Annotated in this window: 22 protein-coding genes; 8 read left to right on the plus strand and 14 right to left on the minus strand. The window is 47.0% G+C overall.

The window, feature by feature from the left end:
• The 3 genes from H4O21_RS06305 to H4O21_RS06315 form a co-directional block, all read right to left on the minus strand.
• Window positions 1–895: TRAP transporter large permease (locus tag H4O21_RS06305; protein ID WP_182808006.1), on the minus strand; the 895-nt coding region annotated here is incomplete at its 3' end.
• 45 nt (window positions 896–940) lie between these two features.
• Entirely contained in the window at window positions 941–1,456 is a 516-nt protein-coding gene (locus H4O21_RS06310; RefSeq protein ID WP_182808007.1) for a TRAP transporter small permease, read from the minus strand.
• A 12-nt stretch (window positions 1,457–1,468) separates the two neighbouring features.
• Window positions 1,469–2,500: a TRAP transporter substrate-binding protein gene (locus H4O21_RS06315; RefSeq protein WP_182808008.1), complete on the minus strand. Its 1,032-nt coding sequence runs from the start codon at window positions 2,498–2,500 to the stop codon at window positions 1,469–1,471.
• A 635-nt stretch (window positions 2,501–3,135) separates the two neighbouring features.
• On the opposite strand from H4O21_RS06315, the gene H4O21_RS06320 reads away from it, so the two are divergent.
• Window positions 3,136–4,293: an alpha-hydroxy acid oxidase gene (locus H4O21_RS06320; RefSeq protein WP_182808009.1), complete on the plus strand. Its 1,158-nt coding sequence runs from the start codon at window positions 3,136–3,138 to the stop codon at window positions 4,291–4,293.
• 73 nt (window positions 4,294–4,366) lie between these two features.
• Here H4O21_RS06320 and H4O21_RS06325 read toward each other — a convergent pair whose 3' ends face one another.
• Complete coding sequence (locus H4O21_RS06325; RefSeq protein ID WP_182808010.1) at window positions 4,367–4,780, minus strand: helix-turn-helix domain-containing protein; 414 nt, start codon at window positions 4,778–4,780, stop codon at window positions 4,367–4,369.
• A 295-nt stretch (window positions 4,781–5,075) separates the two neighbouring features.
• Here H4O21_RS06325 and H4O21_RS06330 point away from each other — a divergent pair, with 295 nt between their 5' ends.
• The gene (locus H4O21_RS06330; protein ID WP_182808011.1) at window positions 5,076–6,008 is read left to right on the plus strand and encodes a DNA-binding protein; all 933 of its coding nucleotides are present in this window, start codon (window positions 5,076–5,078) and stop codon (window positions 6,006–6,008) included.
• Window positions 6,009–6,340: 332 nt separating this feature from the next.
• Here H4O21_RS06330 and H4O21_RS06335 read toward each other — a convergent pair whose 3' ends face one another.
• The 4 genes from H4O21_RS06335 to H4O21_RS06350 all read right to left on the minus strand — a co-directional run bounded on the left by H4O21_RS06335 (window position 6,341) and on the right by H4O21_RS06350 (window position 10,955).
• Entirely contained in the window at window positions 6,341–6,562 is a 222-nt protein-coding gene (locus tag H4O21_RS06335) for a (2Fe-2S)-binding protein (RefSeq protein WP_182808012.1), read from the minus strand.
• 278 nt (window positions 6,563–6,840) lie between these two features.
• Window positions 6,841–8,622, minus strand: coding sequence for an acyl-CoA dehydrogenase (locus H4O21_RS06340; RefSeq protein ID WP_182808013.1), 1,782 nt, complete (start codon window positions 8,620–8,622; stop codon window positions 6,841–6,843).
• A gap of 141 nt (window positions 8,623–8,763) precedes the next feature.
• The gene (gene phbB, locus H4O21_RS06345) at window positions 8,764–9,513 is read right to left on the minus strand and encodes an acetoacetyl-CoA reductase (protein ID WP_182808014.1); all 750 of its coding nucleotides are present in this window, start codon (window positions 9,511–9,513) and stop codon (window positions 8,764–8,766) included.
• A gap of 62 nt (window positions 9,514–9,575) precedes the next feature.
• Window positions 9,576–10,955, minus strand: coding sequence for a malonyl-CoA decarboxylase (locus H4O21_RS06350; protein WP_182808015.1), 1,380 nt, complete (start codon window positions 10,953–10,955; stop codon window positions 9,576–9,578).
• Between the two features lie 222 nt (window positions 10,956–11,177).
• Here H4O21_RS06350 and H4O21_RS06355 point away from each other — a divergent pair, with 222 nt between their 5' ends.
• From H4O21_RS06355 to H4O21_RS06370, 4 genes are all read left to right on the plus strand, one after another.
• Window positions 11,178–11,630 carry a MaoC family dehydratase gene (locus H4O21_RS06355; RefSeq protein WP_220495538.1) on the plus strand — a complete coding sequence of 151 codons (453 nt, stop codon included), beginning with the start codon at window positions 11,178–11,180 and terminating at the stop codon, window positions 11,628–11,630.
• Window positions 11,631–11,767: 137 nt separating this feature from the next.
• Complete coding sequence (locus H4O21_RS06360; protein ID WP_182808016.1) at window positions 11,768–12,319, plus strand: hydrolase; 552 nt, start codon at window positions 11,768–11,770, stop codon at window positions 12,317–12,319.
• Between the two features lie 161 nt (window positions 12,320–12,480).
• Window positions 12,481–14,181 carry an acyl-CoA synthetase gene (locus H4O21_RS06365; RefSeq protein ID WP_182808017.1) on the plus strand — a complete coding sequence of 567 codons (1,701 nt, stop codon included), beginning with the start codon at window positions 12,481–12,483 and terminating at the stop codon, window positions 14,179–14,181.
• 41 nt (window positions 14,182–14,222) lie between these two features.
• Window positions 14,223–15,905, plus strand: coding sequence for a PAS domain-containing sensor histidine kinase (locus H4O21_RS06370; protein WP_255487169.1), 1,683 nt, complete (start codon window positions 14,223–14,225; stop codon window positions 15,903–15,905).
• A 129-nt stretch (window positions 15,906–16,034) separates the two neighbouring features.
• Here H4O21_RS06370 and H4O21_RS06375 read toward each other — a convergent pair whose 3' ends face one another.
• Window positions 16,035–17,666 (minus strand): methyl-accepting chemotaxis protein, encoded by a 1,632-nt coding sequence (locus H4O21_RS06375; protein WP_182808018.1) that lies wholly within the window; start codon window positions 17,664–17,666, stop codon window positions 16,035–16,037.
• A gap of 260 nt (window positions 17,667–17,926) precedes the next feature.
• Here H4O21_RS06375 and H4O21_RS06380 point away from each other — a divergent pair, with 260 nt between their 5' ends.
• Window positions 17,927–18,616 (plus strand): response regulator transcription factor, encoded by a 690-nt coding sequence (locus H4O21_RS06380; RefSeq protein WP_255487170.1) that lies wholly within the window; start codon window positions 17,927–17,929, stop codon window positions 18,614–18,616.
• Window positions 18,617–18,798: 182 nt separating this feature from the next.
• Here the strand turns inward: H4O21_RS06380 and dapA are convergent, their stop codons facing one another.
• Entirely contained in the window at window positions 18,799–19,674 is an 876-nt protein-coding gene (gene dapA / locus H4O21_RS06385; protein WP_306667868.1) for a 4-hydroxy-tetrahydrodipicolinate synthase, read from the minus strand.
• Window positions 19,675–20,511: 837 nt separating this feature from the next.
• On the opposite strand from dapA, the gene H4O21_RS06390 reads away from it, so the two are divergent.
• On the plus strand, window positions 20,512–21,765 hold the full coding sequence (locus H4O21_RS06390; RefSeq protein ID WP_182808019.1) for a D-amino acid dehydrogenase: 1,254 nt from the start codon (window positions 20,512–20,514) through the stop codon (window positions 21,763–21,765).
• A gap of 366 nt (window positions 21,766–22,131) precedes the next feature.
• Here H4O21_RS06390 and H4O21_RS06395 read toward each other — a convergent pair whose 3' ends face one another.
• Genes H4O21_RS06395 through potA form a run of 4 tightly spaced genes read right to left on the minus strand, consistent with a single transcriptional unit; the run spans window position 22,132 to window position 25,997 of the window.
• Window positions 22,132–23,160, minus strand: a complete 1,029-nt coding sequence (locus H4O21_RS06395; RefSeq protein ID WP_182808020.1) for an ABC transporter substrate-binding protein — start codon at window positions 23,158–23,160, stop codon at window positions 22,132–22,134.
• On the minus strand, window positions 23,157–23,969 hold the full coding sequence (gene potC, locus H4O21_RS06400) for a spermidine/putrescine ABC transporter permease PotC (RefSeq protein ID WP_182808021.1): 813 nt from the start codon (window positions 23,967–23,969) through the stop codon (window positions 23,157–23,159). The genes H4O21_RS06395 and potC overlap by 4 nt, the downstream gene beginning before the upstream one ends.
• On the minus strand, window positions 23,956–24,813 hold the full coding sequence (potB, locus tag H4O21_RS06405; protein ID WP_182808022.1) for a spermidine/putrescine ABC transporter permease PotB: 858 nt from the start codon (window positions 24,811–24,813) through the stop codon (window positions 23,956–23,958). The genes potC and potB overlap by 14 nt, the downstream gene beginning before the upstream one ends.
• Window positions 24,813–25,997, minus strand: a complete 1,185-nt coding sequence (potA, locus tag H4O21_RS06410; protein WP_305082221.1) for a spermidine/putrescine ABC transporter ATP-binding protein PotA — start codon at window positions 25,995–25,997, stop codon at window positions 24,813–24,815. The genes potB and potA overlap by 1 nt, the downstream gene beginning before the upstream one ends.
• Window positions 25,998–26,133: the final 136 nt, after the last annotated feature.

Raw genomic sequence — 26,133 nt, forward strand, 5'->3', positions numbered from 1 at the left:
CGATCAGTACCGCAAACAGCATAGCCGAGGTGCGAGCTGTATCCGTCAGGATGTCGAACAGGCTGCCAAAGGTCAGACTTTTACGTGCCAGGGCGATAACAAAGGCACCACCAGCGCCGATACCGGCTGCTTCCGTTGGAGTGAAAATCCCCAGATAGATGCCTCCCATCACAATGGTAAATAGGATCAGCACGCCCCAGACACCATTCAGCGCCTTAAGCCGCTCTGGCCAGGACAGCTTCTCACCGCATGGACCGGCCTCAGGGGTGCGCCACACGACATAGCGAACAGCCCCCAGATACAGCAGAATACCCAGAAATCCCGGAATAAAGCCTGCGGCAAACAGCTCACGGATACTGGTTTCGGTCAGCAGACCGTAAATGACCAGGATCACACTGGGTGGAATCAGAATCCCCAGAGTGCCGCCCGCCGCAATAGATGCGGTTGCCAGAGAGTCTGAGTAGCCGTATTTACGCATCGGTGGCATGGCCACTTTAGCCATAGTCGCGGATGTAGCCAGACTGGAACCACAGATTGCGGAGAAGCCACCACAGGCCACAACGGTAGCCATCGATAAACCGCCCTTTTTATGGCCAAGGAAGGCGTTGGAGGCGCGGTATAACTCATGAGACAGCCCGGATTTGGTGACCAGGTTGCCCATCAGAATAAACAGTGGGATCACCGACAGGCTGTACTCCTGTGCAGTATCCACGACGCGTTTTGCCGCCATAGACAGAGCCCCTGCCCAGCGGAAATCCATAAAGTTATCAAAGCTCAGCCCCTGCATAAATGCGAAACCAAAGAAGCCTACGATCCCCATTGCGAAAGCAATAGGCACACGTAACACTACGATGATCAGCAGCAGAATCGCAAAGCCGGTTAATGCAGTAATCATTGGAAATACCTGTGATTTATATCCGTATTTTAATCTTTTGCCAGATTAATCCCGGGATAGAAACAGCAGTCGATATATGCCATAGGTAATCATGGCTCCCGCTGTAATCCAGCTCATAATTGCGATGTATTCAACAATATGACCAACGGGAATTTGTAAATACTCGGTGACTTCGCCTCTGCGCAAAGCGCGTGCTGCCAGATAGTAGATACGATCTGCCAGGAAATAGAGAGACGATGCGATCAGAAATGCAGATAACAGTCCGAGTGCTTTAATCAGAGTGTTGCTCATCCAGCGATCCAGAATATCTACCACCACATGGCCAGCGCGCCAGGTGATTACAGGCATTTCAGCAAAGACAAGAATAGCAATCCCCATCTCTGTCAGCTCTGTTGTGCCGTCGACAGCGTTATCCAGAAAATAACGACCAAATACATCGGCACAGGTCAGTAGCATCAGAAAAAACAGGGTTACAGCAGCGATTAACTCAAGAAAAAAGGCCAGCCACGCGACCGGCCCTTTTTCTTCGTAGTGCGCTGTCAGCCAGGCACTGAAGGTCATAGCCGAAGCTCCTTATTTATCGTAGCTGCGGGCGATCTGACGCAGTTCAGCCAGAGCAGCTTCAGCGTCAACGTTGCGATCCGCAACAGATTTCAGGAAAGCTTCATCCATACCCTTTGTCAGTGCAACAAACTCATTTGCCAGAGCGTCGCCAGTCTTCACTTCTGTAATGTTTACACCCGCATCTTTAGCCGCAGCCAGACCAGCTCCATCGGCTTCATCCCAGGCCTTACCTGCCATAGCCGATAGTTTCTCACCAGATACCCCCATAATTGCCTTACGATCTTTATCGCTCAGATCCGCCAGGAAATCCGGGTTCATAAACATTGCAAAGCTGCCCAGGTACATACCACCAGGCAGAACAATCACATTCTTAGCTACTTCTTTCAGGCGGAGTGTTTTCTGTTCACCCATTGGGATGAATACACCATCAATAACACCCTGCTGCATCATTTCATATACTTTAGGAGCTGGAGCACCGACAGCGGTTACGCCCAAACGATGACCGATTTCACCCTGAACACCACCACCCAGACGGATCTTCTTACCTTCCAGCTCGGCCAGAGATTTAATCGGTTCTGCCATGTGGATCTGGCCTGGTCCGTGGGTAAACAGGCCAATCACTTCCAGGCCATCATGTTCTTGAGCTTTAGCAAAATACTTCTCAAATACACGCCAGTGAGCAACAGAAGCGGCTTCTGCAGATGCCCCCAGCAATGGCTGCTCTACTGCCTGAGTCAGTTTAAAGCGGCCTGGTACATAGCCGTGATAGCTGAAAGACGCATCAACAACACCGTCTTCTACCAGTTCAAACATAGTTTTCGGGTGACCCAGACCGTATTCAACTTCTACTTTTACACGACCTTCTGTGGCTTCTTCTACCCACTTAGACCAGGTGGGCCACACTACAGAATTCTGAGGATGGTTAGGCGGCAGCCAGCTACCGACGCGCAGTGTAGTTTGTGCGCTGGCTGTTAAAGCAACTGAGGTCAGTAATACGCCGGATAGCGTTAACTGTAGCTTTTTGAGCAGTCTGCTTTTCATTTTGGTTCTCCGTCTTGCCTTTAGGGTTTAGTTGTTTTTGTAAGTGTCTGGCGCTTTATCGGAATGGTCATTCCTGATTTGAAAACTCAGCAGTGCTGTCCTGTTTTAACCGGTTCTCTGTTTTAACCGGTTCTTTTCTGAAACCGTAGCTCCGTTTTATCGTTCTCATTATCAAAATTAACATGGACGTAAACGTCAATGGTGCGCCTTGCCTTCACGAATATATTACAAAAAAAAATATATTCAAAGGATTAACGTACCATATTGAGAGGGAGGTAGACGTCAGAATGCGTCCTGAGCCAGGTTAGCGGAAAATGATCTGAGGCAAGAATCAGTATAATTTAATGATAAATGTAGCAGGAATTCTGTGAACTGATGCTTGTGTAGGTCTAATTACTTAATTTGTATATTTCTATAGTGATAAAAACTTAATTTTCTCTTTTGAGCTTGAAGGAACATAAAACTGTTGATTTCAGTTATAAAAAAAATGCTGTGATAACTATTTTAACTATGACAGATGTGTGGTTTGGCTGAGGTTGATCTCCCCCCTGAATAGGGGGGTAAAGTCAGTCAGATTTACACCGTATGATCTGCAAATTAGCTGATTTTATGCTTGTTCTGTTCCGGAGTTCCTTATGCTGACACTGAAATCCTGTATCAATATTGATGACCTTGGCCGGTTAGCGGCCTGGAAAGTTCCATTTCCTGTTAATGATTATGTTGAAGGTGGAGCAGATGACGAAGTCACGCTAAGACGTAATCGTGAAGGATTCGGAGATTACCAGATTGTGCCTCAGGGATTGCAGGATGTCAGTCAGATTTCTACTCACACCCGGATCATGGGGTGTGATTCTGCTTTACCTTTCTATATCTCGGCGACAGGGTTTTCAGGGATGATGTGCCCGAAAGAAGCTGAGCTGGCTGGAGTAAGAGCGGCTGCAAAATTTGCAGTGCCCTATACTGCATCGACTTTTTCAAATCGTTCCCTGGAAGAGATTTCACAGGCTTCAGCAGGCGATAAATTATTTCAGGTCTATGTACTGGACGATGAAAAACTGGCAGCAGAGCTGAATCAGCGAGCCAGACAAGCTGGTTTTAAAGGTATGGTGCTGACCATTGATACCATTGTTGGTGGAAACAGGGAAAGGGACGCTCGTAGTGGCTTAACCATCCCGCCTAAACTCACCATGAAGTCTGTAATGCAGTATATGCTCCGTCCCTGGTGGTTGATCGGTTATCTGCAAAGCGATGGTGCCAGTATGGGGAATTTCCCTCACATGCCAAAGGTATCTCTGAAAGACTCCCAGGCTTTTGTGATCGCTATGAGCAAGCTGTTTAAGAAAGATCTGACCTGGTCTGATGCTGAAGATATGATTCAGAAGTGGGGAGGGCCATTTGCCGTCAAAGGCATTATGTCTGCTTCTGATGCGGTCAGAGCCTGTCAGGCTGGTGCCAGTACCATTATTCTGTCAAATCATGGTGGCAGGCAGCTTGATGGCGTGCCATCTCCTATAGAGCTGGTAGAAGAAGTCAGAGCCGCTGTCGGACCGGATGTTGAAATTATTGTAGATGGGGGCATCCGCCGGGGAACGGATGTTTTTAAGGCGCTGGCATTAGGGGCAAACAGTTGTAGCCTGGGCAGAGCTTATGTCAGAGGTCTGTCAGCAGGAGGTCAGGCGGGTGTAGAAAAAGCACTGTCTATTCTGAAAGCAGAGTTTGAGCGTTGTATGATTCTGGCCGGATGCTCTTCAATTGATCAGATTGGGCCTGAACATATTCGCCGGATCCGATAATTTATACTGATCATATATGTGGTTTGCCAAAAAACTGTCCTGTGTTTTTTGGCAATTACCCGAATAACAACAATTAACGATAACGGGAAGGGTACATACCAACCTTATCCAGGAAGGCCGCCTGTAAACTCTGTATATTCTTAAACCCTGTTTCATCTGCAACCTGCTTCAGGCTGCATAATGTCTCTTCCAGCAAATATTGTGCATGATTCAGACGCGCTTTCTCATGATACTCTTCAGGAGAAAGTCCGAGGTAGTCCATAAATAACCGAGTCAGTTCTTCAGATGTAGTTTCATAAGTAAGAGCCAGCTTTTCCAGATTGATCTCGTCTACGGAACTGGCTTTAATTTGTGCAGCAATATTCCGAAGAATATCAGGGAGCTGAGAATCTATATGCCATGGAATATCCCGATTGATATGACCTGTAGTATTAGCCAGATCAGCATAATCAGGTTGGAGGGGGGGATTATCTGAAAAGCTTGCCATGATATGAACTCCTTTTCTGTAAGCTTCAATTGTTATAACAATATTTTATAGCGCCTTTCATGCTGTTAACAAGATTTCTGACCTGATGATATTTCAGGAGAAAATGAATAAATATGTGAAATGTTTATTTTTAGTCATTATTTGTTGCAATCAGGTAAGCAGTATAATCAATGCTATTTTTCTGTTTACTGTATCAGGATCTGTTTCACATAATTCGTTTTGTTTTACTCCCCATAACTCTCTGAATTAAATACAATAGCGGTTAAATAAACCGGGACGGATGAGAAAACACCCCATGAGCAGAACAGATACTACATACGCTGAAGTCGTTGCAGCAGCAGAAATGCTGATGGCGGATGGAAAGATGCCTGGTGCTAAGCAGGTGTTTCAGCAGTTAGGCAAAAAAACATGTTTAGGTTCAGTCCAGAAACATATGATTTCCTGGCGTGAGGCAAAAGACAACTCTGAACAGGCTGTGGCTATTGAATTATCCCCGGAATTAAAAGCCGCCTGGATAAAAGAAGTTGAAGGGCAGTTGCTTTCAGCCAGAAGAGATATTGCAGATAAGGTTAATTTTTTTGAAGGTGAGCTGAATGATTTGTCAGTTGAACTGGAAGAAAGGAGTCTCCATGAAGAAGAGCTGGCCGCTCAGAATCAGATTCTGGAAGAGCAGCAAAGCCAGTTAAAAGAGCTTCTGGCTGAAAAAGAAAACGATAACGAACGTTTGCAGAATGAACTGGAGCAACAGCGCCAGGCAAATGAAAATTATCGGGTTGAACTGGCCCGTGAACAGCTGAAAATGGATAATCTGAAAGAACTGCTGGAACGTTCAAAAGAAGATCTGCGTGATGCAGAAAGTCAGATTACCGCGGCAGAGAGTGCGCGAAATGATATAAGTCGCAAGCTGAACGAATCTGAAAAGCATCTGGCGGTTGAAGAGGGTCGGGTTCAATCTCTGAATGAGCAGAATAGCTTTAAGGCAGAGCGTGTTAAGCGCCTTGAGGAAGAAAAAGAAGAATTGAAGCAGCAACTCAAAACAATAACAAATGAGCTGAAAGATGCGATGCAGGCTCAGAAATCAGCAGAGATTCAATCTGCTGCCAGTGACGCCAGAGTTAAACACCTGACTGAAGTTCAGGATGAGTTGATTCAGACTAAAAATGAATTGCGCGACCTCAAAAAAGATAATCAAAAACTAAGAGATACGCTGACAGCTCGTTTCAGTTGATTGTTGATGTTGCTATAGAAGGCTTTGCTTATATAAGGCAAGGCCTGTTCTGATATGCCTGCTGAATAGCTTCCGGCGAGTTGCCCTGATTACCATGTATCTATTACGATACTCCGTAAATGTCTTGTATGACTTTTCTGATGTAAATAGTTTTATATGACTTCCAGGGGAGGTCGAATGGCAATGATAAAAAGTGTCGGATGCTGTTTGTAAGGTTAATAGACAGAGTTGTTTACAGGTATGATTTATAGTTAGTGACCGCAGATGTTACCGGTAATTAAATGATGGCAAAAAACAGAATAGCCTTTTCAAGCAGATCGCTTTGTGCAGCATTAAGCTGCACATTGTTGACCTGTGTTAGTAATATCTATCGCCAGATCCATAGCCAGCTGTTCTGATTCAGTATTCAGAATCTCGCGGGCATCAGGCACACACATGCCGCAGCTTATCGCCACGCCCAACTTTTTCCGTAGCGCTTTTAAATCTGTATCACCCGCTGCAATTGCATCACGAATTTGTTGGTCAGTTACGCCAGAGCAAAGACATACGTACATATTGGATCTTCCAGAACAGGTCTTTATTTTTCAATCAATATTAATGATAAGATTTATCATTTGCAAGCGTATTTGCAGATAGAAATGGGTTGCGAGTTGAAAGTTTTTCAGTTTTCAACGCTGAATCACTAAAATAATTGGGCAATGGCTTTTTGTCTGGTCACCGCCCAGAGGTAAAAAGATGCTGTTAAATGTTGTCTGGATCAGATAGCAAGCCTGCCTGGTGTGGTTTGTTAGCCCGTTGCAGTACTTCTTTAACATCAGAGGACTATCCTGGCTCAGAACAGAGCGATATCCATCTCTAATGTACTGTTTGCTCCGTTATTTATTATTTCTGCGTGGGTCAGGTAGCGAGGCAAAACCTGATCCAGATAAAAGCGACAAGTCCGGGTTTTGGCCTGATAGAAATCTGACTCAGGGTTTTCAGTCAGATGACGCCCTGCAATATCAGCAGCCTTAAGCATCTGCCATCCGGTGATGACATAAGACATCATCATCAGATAATCCATGGCCAGTGCGTTCTGAATGGAGCTGTCTTCACAATTCAGCAGAATGCGAGAACAGGTACGCAGCGTCAGAACACTATCGTTAACCCGTTTCAACTGAGCAGCAGACACCTGATCAGAGCTATGCATCTCTGCCAGAGAGGCATCCACATCATCCAGCAGTTCAGATAAACCAAGACCTTTATCGAATACCAGCTTACGGCCGATCAGGTCCATCGCCTGGATACCATTGGTTCCTTCATAAATTGGCAGAATACGGGCGTCCCGATAGAGTTGGGCTGCGCCGGTCTCTTCGATAAAGCCCATGCCACCATGAATCTGTACATTCAGAGAGGTGACTTCCTGAGCGATTTCTGTACACCATGCCTTTACCAGTGGTGTGAGCAGAGCCTGACGGCGTTTATGGCGCATTTTTTCGCCGTCGGTTAACTGACTGGCTTCAGCCATATCGACTTCCCGGCAACCCAGATAAGCCAGTGCACGGGCAGCTTCCGTCAGGCTGCGCATTGTCATCAGCATACGGCGGACATCCGGGTGATGGATGATCGGGCCCGGTGTTTTCAGACCTGGCGTGATGCCCTGTACCCTGTCCCTGGCATAAAGCCGGGCTTGCTGGTAGGCCCTGTCTGCGACAGATACCCCCTGTAAACCAACCGTCAGGCGGGCGTTGTTCATCATCGTGAACATGCAGGCCAGCCCACGATGCTCTTCACCAATGAGATAACCAATCGCACCGTCGTTATCGCCATAACTCATCACACAGGTCGGACTGGCATGGATGCCCAGTTTATGCTCCAGAGAAATGGCCCGGCAGTCATTACGTTGGCCCGGAGAGCCATCATCATTCAGCAGGAACTTTGGTACCAGGAATAATGAAATGCCTTTTACACCTGCCGGTGCATCCGGTAAGCGGGCCAGTACCAGGTGAATGATATTTTCAGCCATGCTGTGTTCACCCCAGGTGATAAAGATCTTCTGGCCGCTGATACGGTAATGATCTCCTTCTGGTACGGCTTTGGCTGTAATGGCAGCAAGATCTGAACCCGCCTGAGGTTCGGTCAGGTTCATGGTGCCGCTCCACTGACCACTGATCAGGCCGGGCAGATAACGGGCTTTCAGGCTTTCGCTGGCGTTAACTGAAATAGCCTCTACTGCGCCCTGGGTCAGTAATGGGCACAGTCCCCAGGACATATTGGCAGCATGCCACATCTCCTGTACCGGAATAGCCAGCGCAAAAGGCAGTCCCTGACCACCGTATTCCGGATCAAACTGCAAAGACCCCCAGCCACCCTTTGCATAGGCCTGCCAGGCTTGTTTGAAGCCATCCGGGGCGATGACATCATGTTGTTCCGTTAATGTAAGCCCAGTCTGATCTCCGCTGCGATTCAAAGGGGCTATCACTTCTGAGGCCAGTTTCCCGGCTTCTTCCAGGATGGCATTAACCAGATCCGGGCTGGCATCCTGACAGTCTGTTCTGGCAATGACCTCAGGTAGCCCTGACAGTTCATTCAGTACAAAAGTCATATCCTGAATCGGTGCAGTGTAATCCGTCATTCTGATCTCCTTGCGGCAGAGGATATTGGCCCTTCATCACTGGTCTGCAGAGAAGGGAGCCCGGCCAGCAGGCCGGGACAGAAGTAAAACATCTGATGAATGGTGGTTATCTGATACTTTGCCGGAACGCAGGAGCTGATATCAGCTCATGTATTGTCCGCCATTGATGGACAGGTTGGTTCCGGTAATGAAACCTGATGCCTCATCAGTCAGAAATGCCACTGCACGGGCAATCTCTTCAGGCTGACCCAGTCGACCTACAGGAATCCCTTCAATAATACTATTCAGTACTTTTTCGGGGACCTGACGTACCATAGGTGTATCAATGTATCCCGGAGATATGGCATTAACCGTAACTCCCTTACGGGCACCTTCCTGAGCGATAGAGCGGGTAAAGCCATAAATTCCGGCTTTTGCGGCAGCGTAGTTAGCCTGACCAAACTGGCCTTTTTCACCATTCAGAGAAGAGATATTAACGATTCGGCCCCAGCCTCTTTCGCACATGCCTTCGAATACCAGCTTACTCATGTTGAAAACAGAGCTCAGATTGGTATCAATAACTGCTTGCCACTGATCGGCTTCCATACGCTTAATCGGTGCGTCACGGGTAATGCCGGCGTTATTGACCAGAATATCTATAGGCCCCAGATCTGTTTCCAGCTGACTGACAAAAGCCTGACAGCCCGCAAAATCAGTGACATCCAGCGGATACAGGGTAATGTCATAGCCCGAGGTCTGTAAGGAAGCCTGTTTATCTTCTGCATAGGCTTTCATCTCATCAGATGGGTAGTAGGTGGCAATGACTTTATGTCCCTGGTCGCACATCGCCTGACACATAGAAATACCCAGACCACCAGTGCCTCCGGTGACAACCGCAATTTTCTGACTCATGTTAATAAGCTCCATATTATTTTTGTTGTGCTGTTCTTGTATGGTTTATTGTTCTGATCAGGCTACAGGTTCAGCCCTTTCAATTGTTTTTTCAGTCGCGGTGACAGGCTGATCTCTCCGAAATCACTGTACTGACGGCTGTTATGTTCTATTTCTGCCAGTTCGTAGAGATAATTCACCATCAATCCTGCCGATTGTTGCAGACCTTTATCTGAGTTATCTGCCCGCCAGTTCAGACGTTCAATGCGAGCACCATTGCTGAGGTGAAAATGAGCTACAGGATTAAGCGCATATTCACTATGATGACGTTTTTCTCTGGCCAGATAATGCAGGGCCAGATCTTCTACAAACGTCTGCTGGTGCTGATCAAACTGCATATACTGAAACTCTGTATCCAGTGTTGATTGCAGCCAGACAGGCAGAGTGATCCCTTCTTGCTCCGGATCGGCCTCTTTCAGTTGTTTCAGCCATTGGCAGAAGCCCGGAACAGGTGACAGAGTTGAAAACTGTTTCAGTTGTGGAAATTCGCTCTGTAGCTCTCTTACAACGCGTTTAATCAGAAAATTTCCGAAACTGATGCCGGCCAGCCCTTTCTGAGCGTTAGATATTGAGTAAAAAATAGCCGTATCTGCCTGACTGATATCCAGTACCGGGACGTCTTCGTCCAGCAGGTGTTGTACATTACCTGCCAGCCCATTCACCAGAGCAACTTCAACAAAAATCAGGGGTTCATCCGGCATGTTCGGGTGGAAAAAGGCAAAGCACCGGCGGTCGGAATCCAGTCGGTTTTTCAGGTCATTCCAGCTTTTGATCTCATGCACGGCTTCATAAGCGATCAGTTTTTCCAGTAACGAGGCTTTTGAGTTCCAGCTGATACGTTCAAGATGCAACAAGCCGACATCGAACCAGGCACTGAGCAGACGTCTCAGATCGCTTTCCAGCGGCTTCAGCTGAGGGTGCTGTTTTCTCAGTGCCAGCAAATCTGCCCGCATATCAACCAGGAACTTAATGCCTTCTGGCAGTTCATTAAACTGGGTTAACAGTTTCATGCGAGCCGGTTCCAGCGCTTCTCTCAGCTGGCTGGCAATGTGCGCCCGTTTTTCCCCTTTGCTGTTTTGCCAGTGCTCGATCAGTTGAGCAATACTGACTTCGTCCGCGCCATAATTTTCAGATAGTAATGTCAGAAAGCGAAGGCGCCCCAGATCATTCAGTTCCATAAAGCTGCGTCCCAGAGCGGCAGCCCGCATACGAGCGGCCACTTCTCCGCCATGATCTGACAGGCAGGCGTCCATCCAGTGTTTCAGTTGTTCGGCATCACCATCATTCAGATCCGGAGTCAGGGATAATTTATCCAGAGAGCGTCGGCCACTGTAGATCTCTCCCCACAGAGGCAAAAGGCGGCTCAGGGTTTTATCCAGAAGACTGCTGGCTTGTTCCTGCATAGTGATTTCTCCGTGGATTTACTATCAATGAATCAGTGTTACTGCTCTTGTTCTACGATGATCCGGCAAAATCAGGTTAACAAAGCTATTTTTAAAAACCAAGGGTTTGTACTTGGTTTTTTGTTTGTTTATATCTATATTGTCTCAACGGTCTGATCACAGGCCTATCTGAATCGGGTGAATCACCACGCCGGAAATCGTCACATAAATAAGGATAAGACAATGACTAATGATCAGATTGAAGCGTTGCATGGTTACTATCTGGAGGATCTGGAACCAGGTATGCAGGCTTGCTATGCAAAAACGGTCACAGAGGCGGATGTCATTCTGTTTGCCGGGGTAACCGGGGATGATAATCCGGTACATATCAATGCTGAATATGCTGAAACCACTATGTTTGAACAGCGGATAGTGCACGGCATGTTCAGTGCTGGATTGATTTCAGCAGTACTGGGCACACGTATGCCCGGACCTGGCGCTATCTATATCGATCAGCAATTATCGTTCAAAGCTCCGGTGCATATTGGTGATACAGTTGTCGCGACAGCAACCGTTCTGGAGGTGGATGAGAAACGTCGCCGGGTTAAGCTGGAAACTGTCTGCCGGGTAAAAGATAAGGTCGTGGCAGAAGGGGTCGCTACCAATATGGTGGATCGTCGCCCTGTTGCTAAGTAAAGACTATCTGTCAATTTTTAAGCAAGGGTTTATACCTGGTTTTAATCTGTTTGCCAGGGATCGTCTGTTTAAAGCTTCTGACTATAGACTTTGCTTAATCACAACTATCTGAATGTTACGACTAAAAGGATTCTTTTATGCTGATCAGCGCTGAAAACTCCGCTTTGCTATTGATTGATGTGCAGGAAAAACTGCTGCCTGGTGTACATAACAGCGAGGCATTAACAGAGAGCTGCCGCTGGCTGATCGAAATGGCAAAGCTGATGCAGGTACCTGTACTGGCTTCAGAGCAATACCCTCAGGGGGTTGGACCAACAACAGGTACTTTAAAGGAATTACTGCCTGAGGCGTGCTTTACGGGTAAAACCGTTTTCTCCTGCGCTGATTCTGAAGAGTGCATGCAGCAAATTACAGCTGCGGACAGAGAGGTTATCGTTATCTGTGGAATGGAAGCTCATGTCTGTGTGCTGCAAACCGCGTTGGGATTGAAGGAAAAGGGGTATAAAGTATTTGTGGTGGCCGACGCCATTTCTGCCCGTAACCCGGTTGATACTGTGTATGCCATTGAGCGCATGCGCGAAGAGGGTATACGGGTTGTGACCAGAGAGATGGTGGGCTTTGAGTGGATTCGTCGCTCTGATGCACCTGAATTCCGTACCTTTAGTAAAGAGTTTCTGCAGCCGGGTTAATCCGGTTATGCCGGAACTGTCAGATCTGTCTTCTCCAGTCTGATCTGATCGTTCCAGGTAAAACGGCCATGGAATACGGGTCAGAGATTTCAGACGCCTGCCGGATAAGATTTTAAGGCGTCTTAATCCCGGGCCTGTGCACTAAGCAGAGGACCAGATATATGAATCACCCGCTATCCCCTGAGTATCAGGGGCAGGACGATGCAATTGATACGCCGGGCAGTGACCAGAGCTATAGCCCTTATGAACAGCTGGCTAAAGTTCCGGCCAATCATATTGCCTTAAGCCCGGTCAATTTCATTACCCGCACTGCAGAAGTATACCCTGATCACACTGCTGTCATTTATCAGGATATTCAGCGAAGCTGGTCGGCTACTTATCAGCGATGCCTGCAATTAGCCTGTGCATTACGGCAAAGAGGTATTGGCAAAAATGATACCGTAGCCGCTATTTTGCCAAATATTCCGGAAATGCTGGAACTGCACTTTGCTGTACCTATGACGGGTGCTGTGCTGAACGCTCAGAACACCCGGCTGGATGCTGAAACCATTGCTTTTATGCTTAATCACAGCAAGGCCCGGATATTATTCACCGATAAAGAACTCTCTGGCCTGGTATCTGAAGCACTGGCGTTATGTGATGCCCGACCTCTGGTGATTGATGTCGATGATCCATATGCAGAGGGGGATTGTATCGGAGAGCTGAACTTTGAGGATTTACTGGCAGAAGGTCTGGATACCGCTCAAAGTTATCTGCCTGAGCCGCCAGAAGATGAGTGGCAGGCGATTACCCTGAATTATACCTCGGGCACAACCGGTAACCCGAAAGGTGTGGTGTATCACCACCGGGGGGCTTATCTGAATGCCATGAGTAATATTATGGGGCAGGGATTGCCCCAGCATGCGGTCTATTTATGGACTCTGCCGATGTTTCACTGTAACGGCTGGTGTTATCCATGGGCTGTCACTGCTGTTGCCGGAACCCATGTCTGTTTGCGTCATGTCAGGCCGGATCAGATTTTTTCTGCTATTAAACGTTTCGGTGTCACTCATTTCTGTGGTGCGCCTGTGGTGCTGAATATGCTGATCAATGCTCCGGAAGAGCAACAATACCGGGCCAGTCATAAAGTCACCGTTACAACCGGTGGTGCCGCGCCTCCGGCGAGTATTATTGAAGGCATGGAAAATCTCGGGGTTCAGGTTGTTCATGCTTATGGGCTGACCGAAACTTACGGTCCCAGTGTGTTCTGTGATCCGCAACAAAGCTGGTCAGAACTGCCATTGGATGAACGTGCCGGAAAGATGGCCCGTCAGGGAGTTCGGGCTCCCGGAGTATACGGCATGATGGTGGCTGATATGGCCAGTGGTCAGGCTGTGGCTAAGGATGGCGTAACCCAGGGGGAAGTGCTGATTCGCAGTAACACCGTGATGAAAGGCTATCTGAGTAATCCAGAGGCGACACAGGAGGCATTTAAAGATGGCTGGTTCCACACCGGAGATATAGCCGTCTGGCATCCCGATGGCTATATCGAAGTAAAAGACCGCTTTAAGGATATTATTATTTCAGGTGGTGAAAATATTTCGACCATTGAAGTAGAAGCGGTTCTGTTCCGTCATCCTGCCATACTGGAGGCTGCCGTTGTTGCCAGAGCAGATGATTTCTGGGGAGAGATACCCTGTGCAGTGGTCACCCTGAAAGAAGGAGTGAATGCTTCAGAACAGGAAATTATCGATTTCTGTCGCGAACATCTGGCTCATTTCAAATGCCCGAAAAAAGTATGTTTTGCTGCTTTACCCAAAACCTCAACCGGTAAAATTCAGAAATTTGCCCTGCGGGATATGGTCCGGCAACTGACCGACTGACCGTTTGTTTACTGAACTTGGGACTGTATGAGGAATCGTGTATGCTGCTGAGCCAGAATCCGGATACAGAACAGATGCTTATGAATCATCAGTCCCAGCCTGATGCCCGATCAGACCCCTTGTCTTCTGAGGCATCAGAACAGCAGTATTCCCCTGTTCTGCAGGCCCAGGATGCTGAACGCTATCGTTTGCTGGCCGAAATGGCAGAACAGTCTACGGATATGATCTCCCGCCATACACCCGGAGACTGGCGTTTTATCTACGCTTCTCCGGCTGTGACGCATCTTCTGGGCTATGATGTGGAAGAAATCATCGGTCTGTCAGCTTATGATTTGTACCATCCGGATGATGTGGCTGACTTTGATAATCGCAGCCCCAGCGTGAGCTATGAACGGGGGTTGTACACTCATACCTATCGTTTTCGCTGTAAAAATGGCCATTACACCTGGCTGGAAAGTACCAGTCGAAGTTTGCGTGATCCGGATACCGGTGAACTGCAGGAAATTCTGGTGGTATCCAGAGATGCTTCCCGACGTATTGAGACGGAGCAGGCGAATCAGCGTCTGGCACGGGTACTGGAGCGTAGCAGTGATCTGGTGATTTTTGTTGACCCGGAAAAGAATGTCACCTATCTGAACGAAGCAGCTCGCAATAACCTGATGTCAGATCATCAGACGCTGGCCGATATTTCTTTGTCGCAACTACTGAGTGCTAATGATTATCAGCGCCTGATGGACGAGGGGTTTACTGCAGTTCATGATGGCCTGCGCTGGCATCAGGAGCTGGAAATGCAGGGAGCTGAGCGAAAAATTCCGGTGTTGCTGGAATTACTGGCCCATCAGTCTTTACCTGAAAAACAGGAATATTATTCTCTGGTCGCCAGAGACCTGAGTGAAATAAGAGCCGCTCAGGCTGAACTGAAGCGCTATCAGGCTGAAATCAGTCATGCCTCTCGCCTGATTGCAATGGGAGAGCTGGCTTCCAGCCTGGCCCATGAACTGAATCAGCCGCTTACTGCCATTGTGAATTACATTGGTGGGATTCGTCGGCGTTTTTCCGGGCAGGCTCAGTTAAGCTGGAAGGATTTACAATTCCCGATGGAGAAGATTGACGGTACAGCCATGCGTGCGGGACAGCTGATTCGTAGCATGATGGACTTTACCCGCAAGCAGGAAGTGCGCAAACAGAGCCTGATACTGAAGGATGTGGTACAGGATCTGATGGAATTTTGCCAGGCCAGTGCAGATAAGCACCATGTGACTCTGCTTAATGAAATAAAAGATCCGGACTGGGTTGTGATGGCTGATCGGATTCAGCTGGAGCAGATTCTGTTGAATCTGGTGATGAATGGTATTGAGGCTTGCAGTCAGCTGAATAACACTTCTGCTCAGGATTCGGTTCCCGCTTCTTATGATGCCCCGGTTTCTGATGGTTCTGATATTGATCATCAGTGTATTAAGTCTGAACCGAAAGCTCAGGTGGTACTCAGTGCTCAGGCTGCCGGTGGTGTGCTGGAGATCTCTGTCTCGGATCTGGGACCCGGATTACCGGTAGATAATCCGGATCAGTTGTTTGAACATTTCTTTACCACTAAGGAAAAAGGGCTGGGCATGGGGCTGGCCATCAGTCGCTCGCTGGCAGAGGCTCAGGGGGGACAATTGACAGCAGAGAACAGAGCAGAGAGAGGGGCCTGTTTCCGGTTTTCTCTGCCGTTATCATCCTGAGCAATAAACAGGTGTGAATAATGGTGCTGAAAACCCGAATAATGTGTCTCATTATTCTCCTGCTAACAGCCGGAGAAGATGGCCGTTTTTAGCAGGAGAACTTTGATTCAGGTGCTCAGGTGTGTTCGTTCAGACCCTGAAGCGATTCATATGACCGGATAGCGCACCTGTAGAATGATGCAGTGAGTTCCCACTGGTTTTTGTTTTTGCAGCCAGGCGGTTAAGTGCTTCGGTATGTTTATTCACATCACTGACGGTTTCACTCATATGCAATGCCACTGAAGACTGCTCTTCTGTAGCGGCAGCGATCTGAGTCGACATATCATTAATACGATTAACACCCTGTACAATTCTGTCCAATGCTTCTGATGCACTTTCAGAACGGGTAACCGTTTCTGCTACCTCACTGTTTGCTTTTTGCATCGCAGATACTGCATTGTTTACACCAGCCTGAAGCCGGTCGATCATTTCCTGGATATCCTGCGTTGATTGCTGGGTTTTGGAAGCCAGGGTTCTGACTTCATCGGCAACAACAGCAAAGCCACGACCTGCTTCTCCGGCTCGTGCCGCTTCAATAGCTGCATTCAATGCCAGTAAGTTGGTCTGTTCTGCAATACCACCAATAACGTCAAGTACAGAAACAATATTCGTGCTTTCTTTTTCCAGTTCACTGATCAGAGCCACTACATTCTGCATATCATCAGACAATGTTGTGATTTGACTGGATGCAGCATGGATAGCCTGGCCAGATGCGCTCACATCCTGGTGAACCTGATTGGCTTCGTTAGAGGATTGCATAGCGTTATCAGCGATTTCGTTAATGGCGTTCTGAAGCTCTGTCACTGCAGTATGTATCTGATTCACCGACTGCTGCTGGTGTTCGGCGCTTTGACTGGTTTCTTCTGCACCCTTGCAGAGATCGTCAACGACGGAATGCATTTCATGGGTATGTATACGGGCTTCTGCGATCATGGTCTGCAGAAACTCAATAAAGCGATTGACCTGCATTGCCAGACTGGCAATCTCATTATCGCCTTCTGCGGGGATACGCTGGGTCAGATCTCCGCCGCCATCAGCCAGGGCTGATAACATCCTTTCCAGCTGTTTAATGGCACTTACAACCATGCGAGGAATATAGATTACGACCAGTAATGATAATACTGAAGCCAGAATCAGGATTGCGACTATTTTAGTCATTTCCTTGTTTTGGGTTGATATTATATTGTCTGCGATTCGTGAAGACTGTTTATCGATACTCTCCCCAAGGGCATCATACTGATCCCTTAAGGCTCCGAAGAGTTTCCCCTCTTCCGTGCGTATGAGAGCCAGAGCATCGGATATTTTTCCCTGATCTGCCAGAGTAAAAACCTGCTGAGCTTTGGTTTTCCATTGGGAAAAATCTGTTCTGAATTGGTTTTCATCTACCATCTCTACACCGACAGACGCTACCAGCTGACGAGCTTTCATCATGCGATCAAATGCCTGTTTAGCATTGTCATCAAAGTCCTGTCTGCTGGCCTGCCTGTCTTCTGACATACTGACATAATCCCTCATGGCCGTTGTAGCCTGATACAGATCACGGTCTGCATTCAGTATGGCGCTGGTGGCCGGTGTCAGGTGACGGGCCATAATGTCGGACTGCTGACTGACGGCTGTAATTCCCAGATAGCCTGACCCCCCCAGGATAACGATAAATATACTCAGTAAAAATACCGGAATGGATATTTGCCAGCGAAGACTCAGGTGTGAATAGCTGTTCATGTATTAATCTCCGGGAAATGAAGCCGTATTAAAAACAGAGCCGGTCCGTTTCAGGTTGTATTTTGTTGGCTCTGATAAAACAATTGTTAATTTAAGTATAAGCATTGTTTCGGCTTTTTGGCTATACGTCCGAAGCCTTGGGTAGGAGATTAATTAGTAGAAAGTGTATTATCAATCTCTTTTGGTTAGGGTATCTTCGTAAATGGCTGATTTGCTGGCATAATCGAAAAGGTTTGTTTTATAAAAAGGCTTGTCTGGTGATGTCTGCTAATCAAAGTTTACCTGTTATATCGGCTTCATCGATGAGGGATGATGTCCGGTCTGAATCTGTTGTCTTTGTCATTGATGATGATCCGGATGTCCGGGATTCACTACAGTGGTTACTGGAATCTGTAGGGCTGGAGGTGATGTGCTTTAATAGTGCCCTGGCTTTCCTGAATGAGGTAAATGAAAAACTCCTTCAGGAGGAAGCCGCCTGCATTGTAATGGATGTGCGTATGCCTGGTTTAAGTGGCATCAATGCTCAGCAAAAGTTTACTGAAGCCCGAATTGATTTACCGGTTATTATGATTTCAGCTCATGGTAATATTGATATGGCAGTAACTGCGATGACGCAAGGGGCAGTTACATTTCTTGAAAAACCTTTTGATGATCAGCGCCTGATAGATCATGTGCAGAGGACTCTGGATAAACAGCGGAGCCAGCAGGCCCGTGAGCGCAAGTTGCAGATATATCAACAGCGCTATGACAGTCTGACACGACGGGAGCGGCAGGTATTTGAACAGGTTGTTAAAGGGCTATCTAATCAGGAAATAGCGGATACGATAGGTATCAATAAAAAAACTGTCGAAGGACACAGGGCCAATATGATGGCGAAAATGTCGGTAGGATCTCTTTCGGAGCTGGTTCAACTGGCAATTGCCATCAGCGTGACGGAAGGGTTGGTTTAAGGGCTGAACAAACGGGTTCCCTGGAAGTTATTGTATTGGCCAGCTTTTGGCTGCAGAGCAAAGCAATACCCAGGTTCAGTTATATAATCTCAGATATACCCGATTTTAAGGCTGAAAGGCCTCATGTTTAGCGCATGGAGTGACCGGGCAAGAGGTAAACTTCCCTTACCCGATAAACTAGATCAGATCAGGCCGGCAAGTTCCAGTGCTGCCTTAACGCGTGCTTTTCCAGCTTCAGACATTTCAACAATTGGCAGACGGGCCTCTTCATCACATAGACCCAGCAGTGAGGCGGCATATTTAACACCTGCAGGGCTTGGTTCTGAGAACAGAGCATTATGCAGAGGTGCCAGTCTGTCCTGAATCTCCAGTGCTGTTGCAAAGTCACCCCGGTCACAGGCTTCGTGTAGTTGAGCGCACAGTGCTGGTGCGACGTTAGCCGTTACAGAGATACAGCCGTGTCCGCCATTAGCGCGGTAAGCCATTGCGGTCAGATCTTCGCCAGACAGGTAGCTGAACTCACCTTTAACAACCAGGCGCTCGTTGCTGATGCGGGATAGATCACCCGTTGCATCTTTCACGCCGCTGATACGAGGCAGTTCTGCCAGGCGAGCCATAGTATCCGGTACTACATCAACGATAGCGCGAGGAGGAATATTGTAAATGATCACCGGAATTTCAATGGCATCATGGATCATTTTAAACTGCTGATACAAACCTTCCTGGTTAGGACGGTTGTAATAACCGGCAACGCTTAATACTGCATCAGCACCAGCTGCCTGAGCATGACGCGAGTACTCAACGGCTTCTGTCGGGTTGTTTGAGCCTGCTCCAGCGACGACAGGGACTCTTCCGGCAGCTTCTTCTACTACAATTTCAATAACCCGCTTATGCTCATTCTCATTCAGTGTAGGGGACTCTCCGGTTGTACCAACAGGTACCAGGCCGTGGGTGCCACTTTCGATTTGCCAGTTAACCATCTTACGCAGTGCTGCTTCATCCAGTTCTCCATTAGCAAAAGGGGTAATCAGAGCGACATAGGATCCGCGGAACATCATGAGTTAACTCCTTAAAAACAATAAAAAACCCGGAAGCATATTCTGCGACCGGGTTTGAAAGATTCTTTAGTAATAAGTATCAGCTACAGGCTACAAACCGGGTCAGTGTGCAGGATTTCGATTGACCTGCTTTCTGTTTAATGAGTTTCACACCGTAGTTCATCTGTCTGTACTTACTTATTCTGGGCGTAATTTCTGAGAAATCTGAAACTTACAGGAAAAATACTATGCACCTGGTTCAGTGTTTCTTGATGACAGGGGTAATCTATAGAATAAAATTTTCTATATCAATATTTTTTTGAATAAAATTCTTAAAAAAATATCAAAACAGAATTATATTTCTGTTCTATGAAATATTATTCTGATAAAACCGAATATTCTTCAAATACTATCCCTCTGAAAATCTGAATAGGCATGTCTCTGTTAAGAGTTGCTGTATTCTCCAGCGGCGGACAGAAAATTTTTTTGCCGGTAATGGCAGATGGATTTTTCGAATTATGGCTGATTATTATTTTTTCTTCTGGTTTATCCTTTTTAATATTGTAGATTTGTCTGATGTGTGACTTTTTTGTGGATTTTTAACCTGCTTTTTGTGTCTTTTTATGGTTGTTGTTCCGGTTTTTTTATACCGATAAGGAGGTATATGTCGGGTATATCCTCTGAAACATCATCATTTTGCTGTAAATTAAGAGTTGTATGGTGAATAGTTCTGATATTTTGTTTTTATAAAGTTACAAATTTTGCTTTTTGGTGTTTAGTATAGCTTTTCTATTGGCTAGTCAGACTCTGGCTAGATGATTTTTCTGTCATAACAATAAAATTGGGGCAGGTTTAGCTATGAAGATTCTGATTCTTGGAAGTGGTGTTATTGGAGTGACTTCAGCCTGGTATCTGGCGCAACAAGGGCATGAAGTAACCGTGGTGGACCGGCAGAGTTCACCGGCTATGGAAACCAGTCATGCTAATGCCGGTCAGGTATCTTTTGGTTATTCATCACCCTGGGCAGCTCCCGGAGTGCCCTTTAAAGCGATGAAATGGCTGACACAAACGCATGCTCCACTCAAGCTGAAACCGACAGCTGATATCCATCAGTGGGGCTGGATGAGTCAGATGCTGGCTAACTGCACTGAAGGCCGTTATGCCGTTAATAAAGCGCGTATGGTAAGGATTTCTGAATATTCCCGAGTCAGTATTGATGAGCTTCGTCAGCAGACGGGTATTCAGTATGAAGACCGGCAGAAGGGTACCCTGCAATTATTCCGTACTCAGCAGCAGGTTGATGCTGTTGATAAAGACATTGAAGTGCTGAAGCAGTTTGATATGAAGTATGAGCAGCTGGATATGGCGGGCTGTATTGCGGCAGAGCCTGCACTGTCCAGAGTGAAGGACAAGTTTGTGGGTGGCTTAAGGCTGCCGGATGATCAGACCGGAGATTGCTTTGCTTTTACCAATAAGCTGGCAGACCTGTGTAAAGAACAGGGTGTTCGCTTTTTGTTTGATACCCACATTCACGGTCTGGAAGATAGCGCAGGCCGGATAACCGGTGTAAAAACCAGCGCAGGCACACTGAAGGCAGATCATTATGTTGTGGCGATGGGAAGTTTCTCCCGTGATCTTTTAAAGCAGATTGGCATGGATGTACCTATTTATCCTGTGAAAGGTTATTCGCTGACTGTGCCGGTTAAAAATGCTGAGGCATCTCCTGTTTCTACCGTTATGGATGAAACTTACAAAGTGGCGATTACCCGCTTTGATGATCGGATCCGGGTCGCCGGAACGGCTGAACTGGCCGGTTTTAATCTGGATCTTCTGCAAAAGCGCAGAGATACCATTTCTATGGTGGTATCTGATGTGTTTCCTGATGGTGGCAATGTTGAAGAGGCAGAATTCTGGACAGGTCTGAGGCCTATGACGCCGGATGGTACCCCGGTTATTGGTAAAACCCGTTTTGATAATTTATCTCTGAATACTGGTCATGGCACCCTGGGCTGGACAATGGCCTGTGGCTCTGGCCGTTTATTGGCCGATCTGGTTAGCGGCAGAAAGCCGGATATTGACCCTTCGGGTCTGGATATCTCTCGTTATCACTGATTTTTCATGCCGTTTCCGATGTATATGGGGAAGCACCTTTAGCCGGCTATATATCTGAAAATCAGATGAGTATTGTCCGGTCTCTGGCCGGATAATATTATTACTGTCAGCACAGATAGTTTCGTTCCTGTATTTGATTGGTGTGCTATTAACACCGCATTATGTCTTTTATTTTGATTCGGCATGTATCAGTGGCACACCGACGGTACAGGTACTCAGCTGTAATCTGTGCTGATCCGTATCTGATCTGACCGGTACAATAAACCCCATCTGTAAGGGTGGGGTTTATTTTTTCCGGTTGCTATACCTGTCCAGCTATTATGATACTTTTATTGGTATACATCTTTGCTGGATAAGGTCTTCTGGCTACATGCCAGCCTTCAGCTTTTGCCAGTATTCTGTCATCAGCTTCATGGCATCATCGCCAATATCGTGGTGGAATTCACCTCTGGCAATATCATCCTGCGATGGGAATACTGCCGGGTTTTTGCGTACATCTTCGTCCATCAGAGGCAGAGCTGCACTATTCGGTGAGGCATAACCTACATATTCTGCGTTGGTTTTTGCTACTTCAGCACGCAGCATAAAGTCGATAAATTTATGAGCATTGTCGATGTTGGCTGCACCGGATGGGATAACAAAACTATCCACCCAGAATACTGCACCTTCTTTCGGGTAAACGTATTTCAGATTCGCACCTTCCTGCTGAGCCATATAGACTTCACCATTCCAGTTCATGCCCAGAGAAACGTCACCAGACAGGAAAGGCTCCCGTGGTGCTTCAGAGTTAAACACCAGTACATTGGGCATCAGGCTTTTCAGGGTTTCGTAGGCCTGTTTAATCTCTTCCGGGTTTTTGCTGTTACCACTATGGCCATTCAGTGTCAGAGCCATATGGAAAACCTCGCGAATATCATCCGTCAGTAACAGCTGTCCTTTCCATTTCGGGTCCCACAGATCTTTCCATGATGTGATTTCTCCCTCTGACAGGGTATCTGCGTCGTAACTGATAGCCGTGCTGCCCCAGAAATAAGGTACGCTGTACTGATTACCTTTATCGTAATCTTTATCCAGCAGATCCACATTCAGATTGCCGAAGTGGCTCAGCTTAGTTTTATCAATGGGTTGCAACATGCCTTCACGGGCCATTTTAGACACGTAATAGGTAGAGGGCACGGCAATATCGTAGCCTTTGCCTTTTTGCAGCTTCAGCTTGGAATACATCACCTCATTGCTGTCAAAAGTGGCATATTCCACTTCGATCCCTGTCTCTTTAGTAAACTGTTCTACCACAGATTCGTCGATATACTCCGACCAGTTGTAAACCACTACCTTTTCCTGGGCCAGAGCCAGATTGGATGCCAGAGCCAGACCGGCTACCAGTAGTTTTTTCATTGGCTTTTTCCTTTTTTCAGTATCAGTTGTGCCAACACAACCAGGGCAACAGAGAAGATCAGCAGGCCTGTAGCCAGCGCATTCACTTCAGGGGACACACCAACCCGTACCATTGAGAAAACACGGATTGGCAGAATTTCATAACCAGGACCTGTGACAAATGAGCTGACGATGACGTCATCCAGAGACAGGGTAAAACTGAGCAGCCAGCCAGATATAATCGCTGGCATCGACATAGGCACGACAACACTGAAAAATGTCCGGGTTTCACTGGCTCCAAGATCTCTGGCCGCTTCAATCAGGTTACCATCAAAACCATTCAATCGGGCATAGACAGTAATGACCACAAAGGGCAAGCAGAATGTCAGGTGGGCAATTAACAGAGACCAGAACCCCAGATGAATACCCAGTGCCATAAAAATCACCAGAAACGTAATCGCCAGTACAATATCCGGTGACATCATCACCACAAACAGTAAACCGCTGGTGGCTTTTTTCAGAGCAAATTTATACCGGTATAAGGCATAGGCCATGAAGGTGCCCAACATGGTCGCAAGAGTTGCTGCAAGTAAGCCAATGGTTAGTGAATGCCAGAAAGCATCCATCAAGTTACCGTTGTTTAGAAGCTTTTCGTACCATTTCCAGGTGAAGCCCCGCCAGCTATGGCCGTATTTGGATGAATTAAATGAATTAACCACCAGCACAGCGATAGGAGCGTACAGATACGCCAGCACGGCGCTAATAAATAAAACGCTGCCCAGTTTTTTAATAGCAGAGCCTTGATAACCTGAGTGATCAGAGGTTTTCATCGTTTAAACCTCCTTTTTTACTGACCAGTTTATTAGCCTGAGCATACATCAGTAGCAATAACGCCATCATCAGCATCATGATGACACTGAACGCTGCTCCCATAGGCCAGTCTCTGGCTACCAGGAACAGGTTTTTAACAACGTTACCCAGCAGCAGGTTTTTTGCCCCACCCAGCAGATCAGCAATATAAAACATACCCATAGCAGGCAGAAAAACGATCAGGCAGCCAGAAATAATCCCTGGCATTGTCAGAGGCAGAATAATGTGCCGGAAGCGCTGAAGTGCGTTGGCTCCCAGATCTTTCCCGGCTTCCAGTAAACTGGTATCCATCTTGTCAAAGCTGGAATATAACGGCAGAACCATAAAGGGCAATAACAGATACACCAGACCAAAAATAACAGCAAACTCGGTGTAAAGTAATTGCACCGGTTCATCGAGAATGCCCATGCTGACCAGAGCAGAATTGATCAGACCTTTTTTACCCAGAATGATTTTAATGGCGTAAGTACGAATCAGACTGTTGGTCCAGAAGGGTAGTATCAGTAAAAACAGTAAAATGGCCTGAGTCCGTTGCTTAAATCCGGATAATAGCCAGGCGAAAGGGTAGGCAACTAATAAACAAACCAGGGTTGCAATGGCCGCCAGCTCCAGACTATGCCAGAACACAGTAAAGTAGACCGGGGTAAAAACTTTCTCAAAATTGGCCAGAGTCGTTGGCCAGACAACCAGATGGTCCGCATCAGGCGACATAAAGCTGGTGCCCACCAGCAGCATGTGAGGCAGAAAAACGAATACCGTCAGCCAGGCCAGGGTGACAGAGATAATCAGACGGCGGAAATCCATCAGCCTGCTACCTCTGGTGAATTGATTAAGTCAGCATCTGTGCCATCTGCCTGCATATCACTGGCTTTGATGACATGCTCCCAGCCATGAACCCAATCTATCCAGACTTTCTGGTTGATCTGGTAATCAAAGTCCGGGTCATCCTCATTAAAAAACTCACTGGTGAGTATTGTCTGGCCATTTGCCAGCTGAATCAGAGAGTCCAGTGTTTTTCCCTTGTAGTTACGTTCCAGTACTTCACCAACAAAACCGGGGCGTTCCGGAGCATCTTCAAGGTATTCCACTCTGAGGTCTTCAGGACGAAGCAGCACTTTAATTTTATCACCGACATTCAGAGTAATATCCGATGTTATTTCTCTGAGGCAGTCATTCAGAGCAAAGCGTACCTGATACCTCAGGGATTGATTATTTCTGGTATCGGAGCGGACTTCAGACAGTGGCTGTTCAACAATGGCATCAAATACATTGATCTCACCAATAAAACGAGCGACAAACTCATTAACCGGTGACTCATAGATATCACGAGGGGCGCCAACCTGCTGGGCCTGGCCATGATTCATCACCAGGATGCGATCCGACATGGAAAGAGCTTCTTCCTGATCGTGTGTTACATAGACAAAGGTAATGCCCAGTTTTCTCTGAATACGTTTTAGCTCAATCTGCATCTGCTGGCGCAGTTTATAATCCAGTGCACTGAGTGATTCGTCCAGCAGTAACAGACGAGGGCGGTTTACTACAGCTCGGGCAATAGCGACTCGTTGTTTCTGGCCGCCAGATAGCTGAGAGGGTTTCCGATTAGCAAACTCAGCGAGCTGTACCATATCCAGGGCTTCATGAACTCGTTGTCTGATATCTGATTTTTCAGTACCTGACATTTTCAGGCCAAAAGCCACATTTTCTGCTACGGTCAGATGTGGGAATAATGCATAGCTCTGAAACACTGTGTTAATTGGACGTTTTTCAGCTGGCAGATCAGCAATATTTTTCCCATCCAGCAGGATTTCACCTTCATCAGCCTGCTCGAAACCGGCAATCAAACGCAGTACTGTCGTTTTGCCACAGCCTGATGGACCCAGCAGAGTAAAAAACTCGCCATCTTTTATTTCCAGGTTAAAGCCTGCCAGTACTTCCTGAGTATCAAACTTCAGGCTGACCCGACGGAATTTCATCAGCGTTTCGGCCAATATATGTCCTTCCCTTTGTGAAAAAATAATAAACAATGATTCGGGGCGTTAGTAAGCCAGTCCGACTCTGAAGGTTACTGCCAGTCGGCAGGTGTTTTCAGAGGCTGTCAGAACGCTGAATGTACAAAAAGCCGAC

This window comes from Oceanospirillum sediminis, assembly GCF_014164585.1.
GTDB classification, from domain to species: domain Bacteria; phylum Pseudomonadota; class Gammaproteobacteria; order Pseudomonadales; family Halomonadaceae; genus Oceanospirillum; species Oceanospirillum sediminis.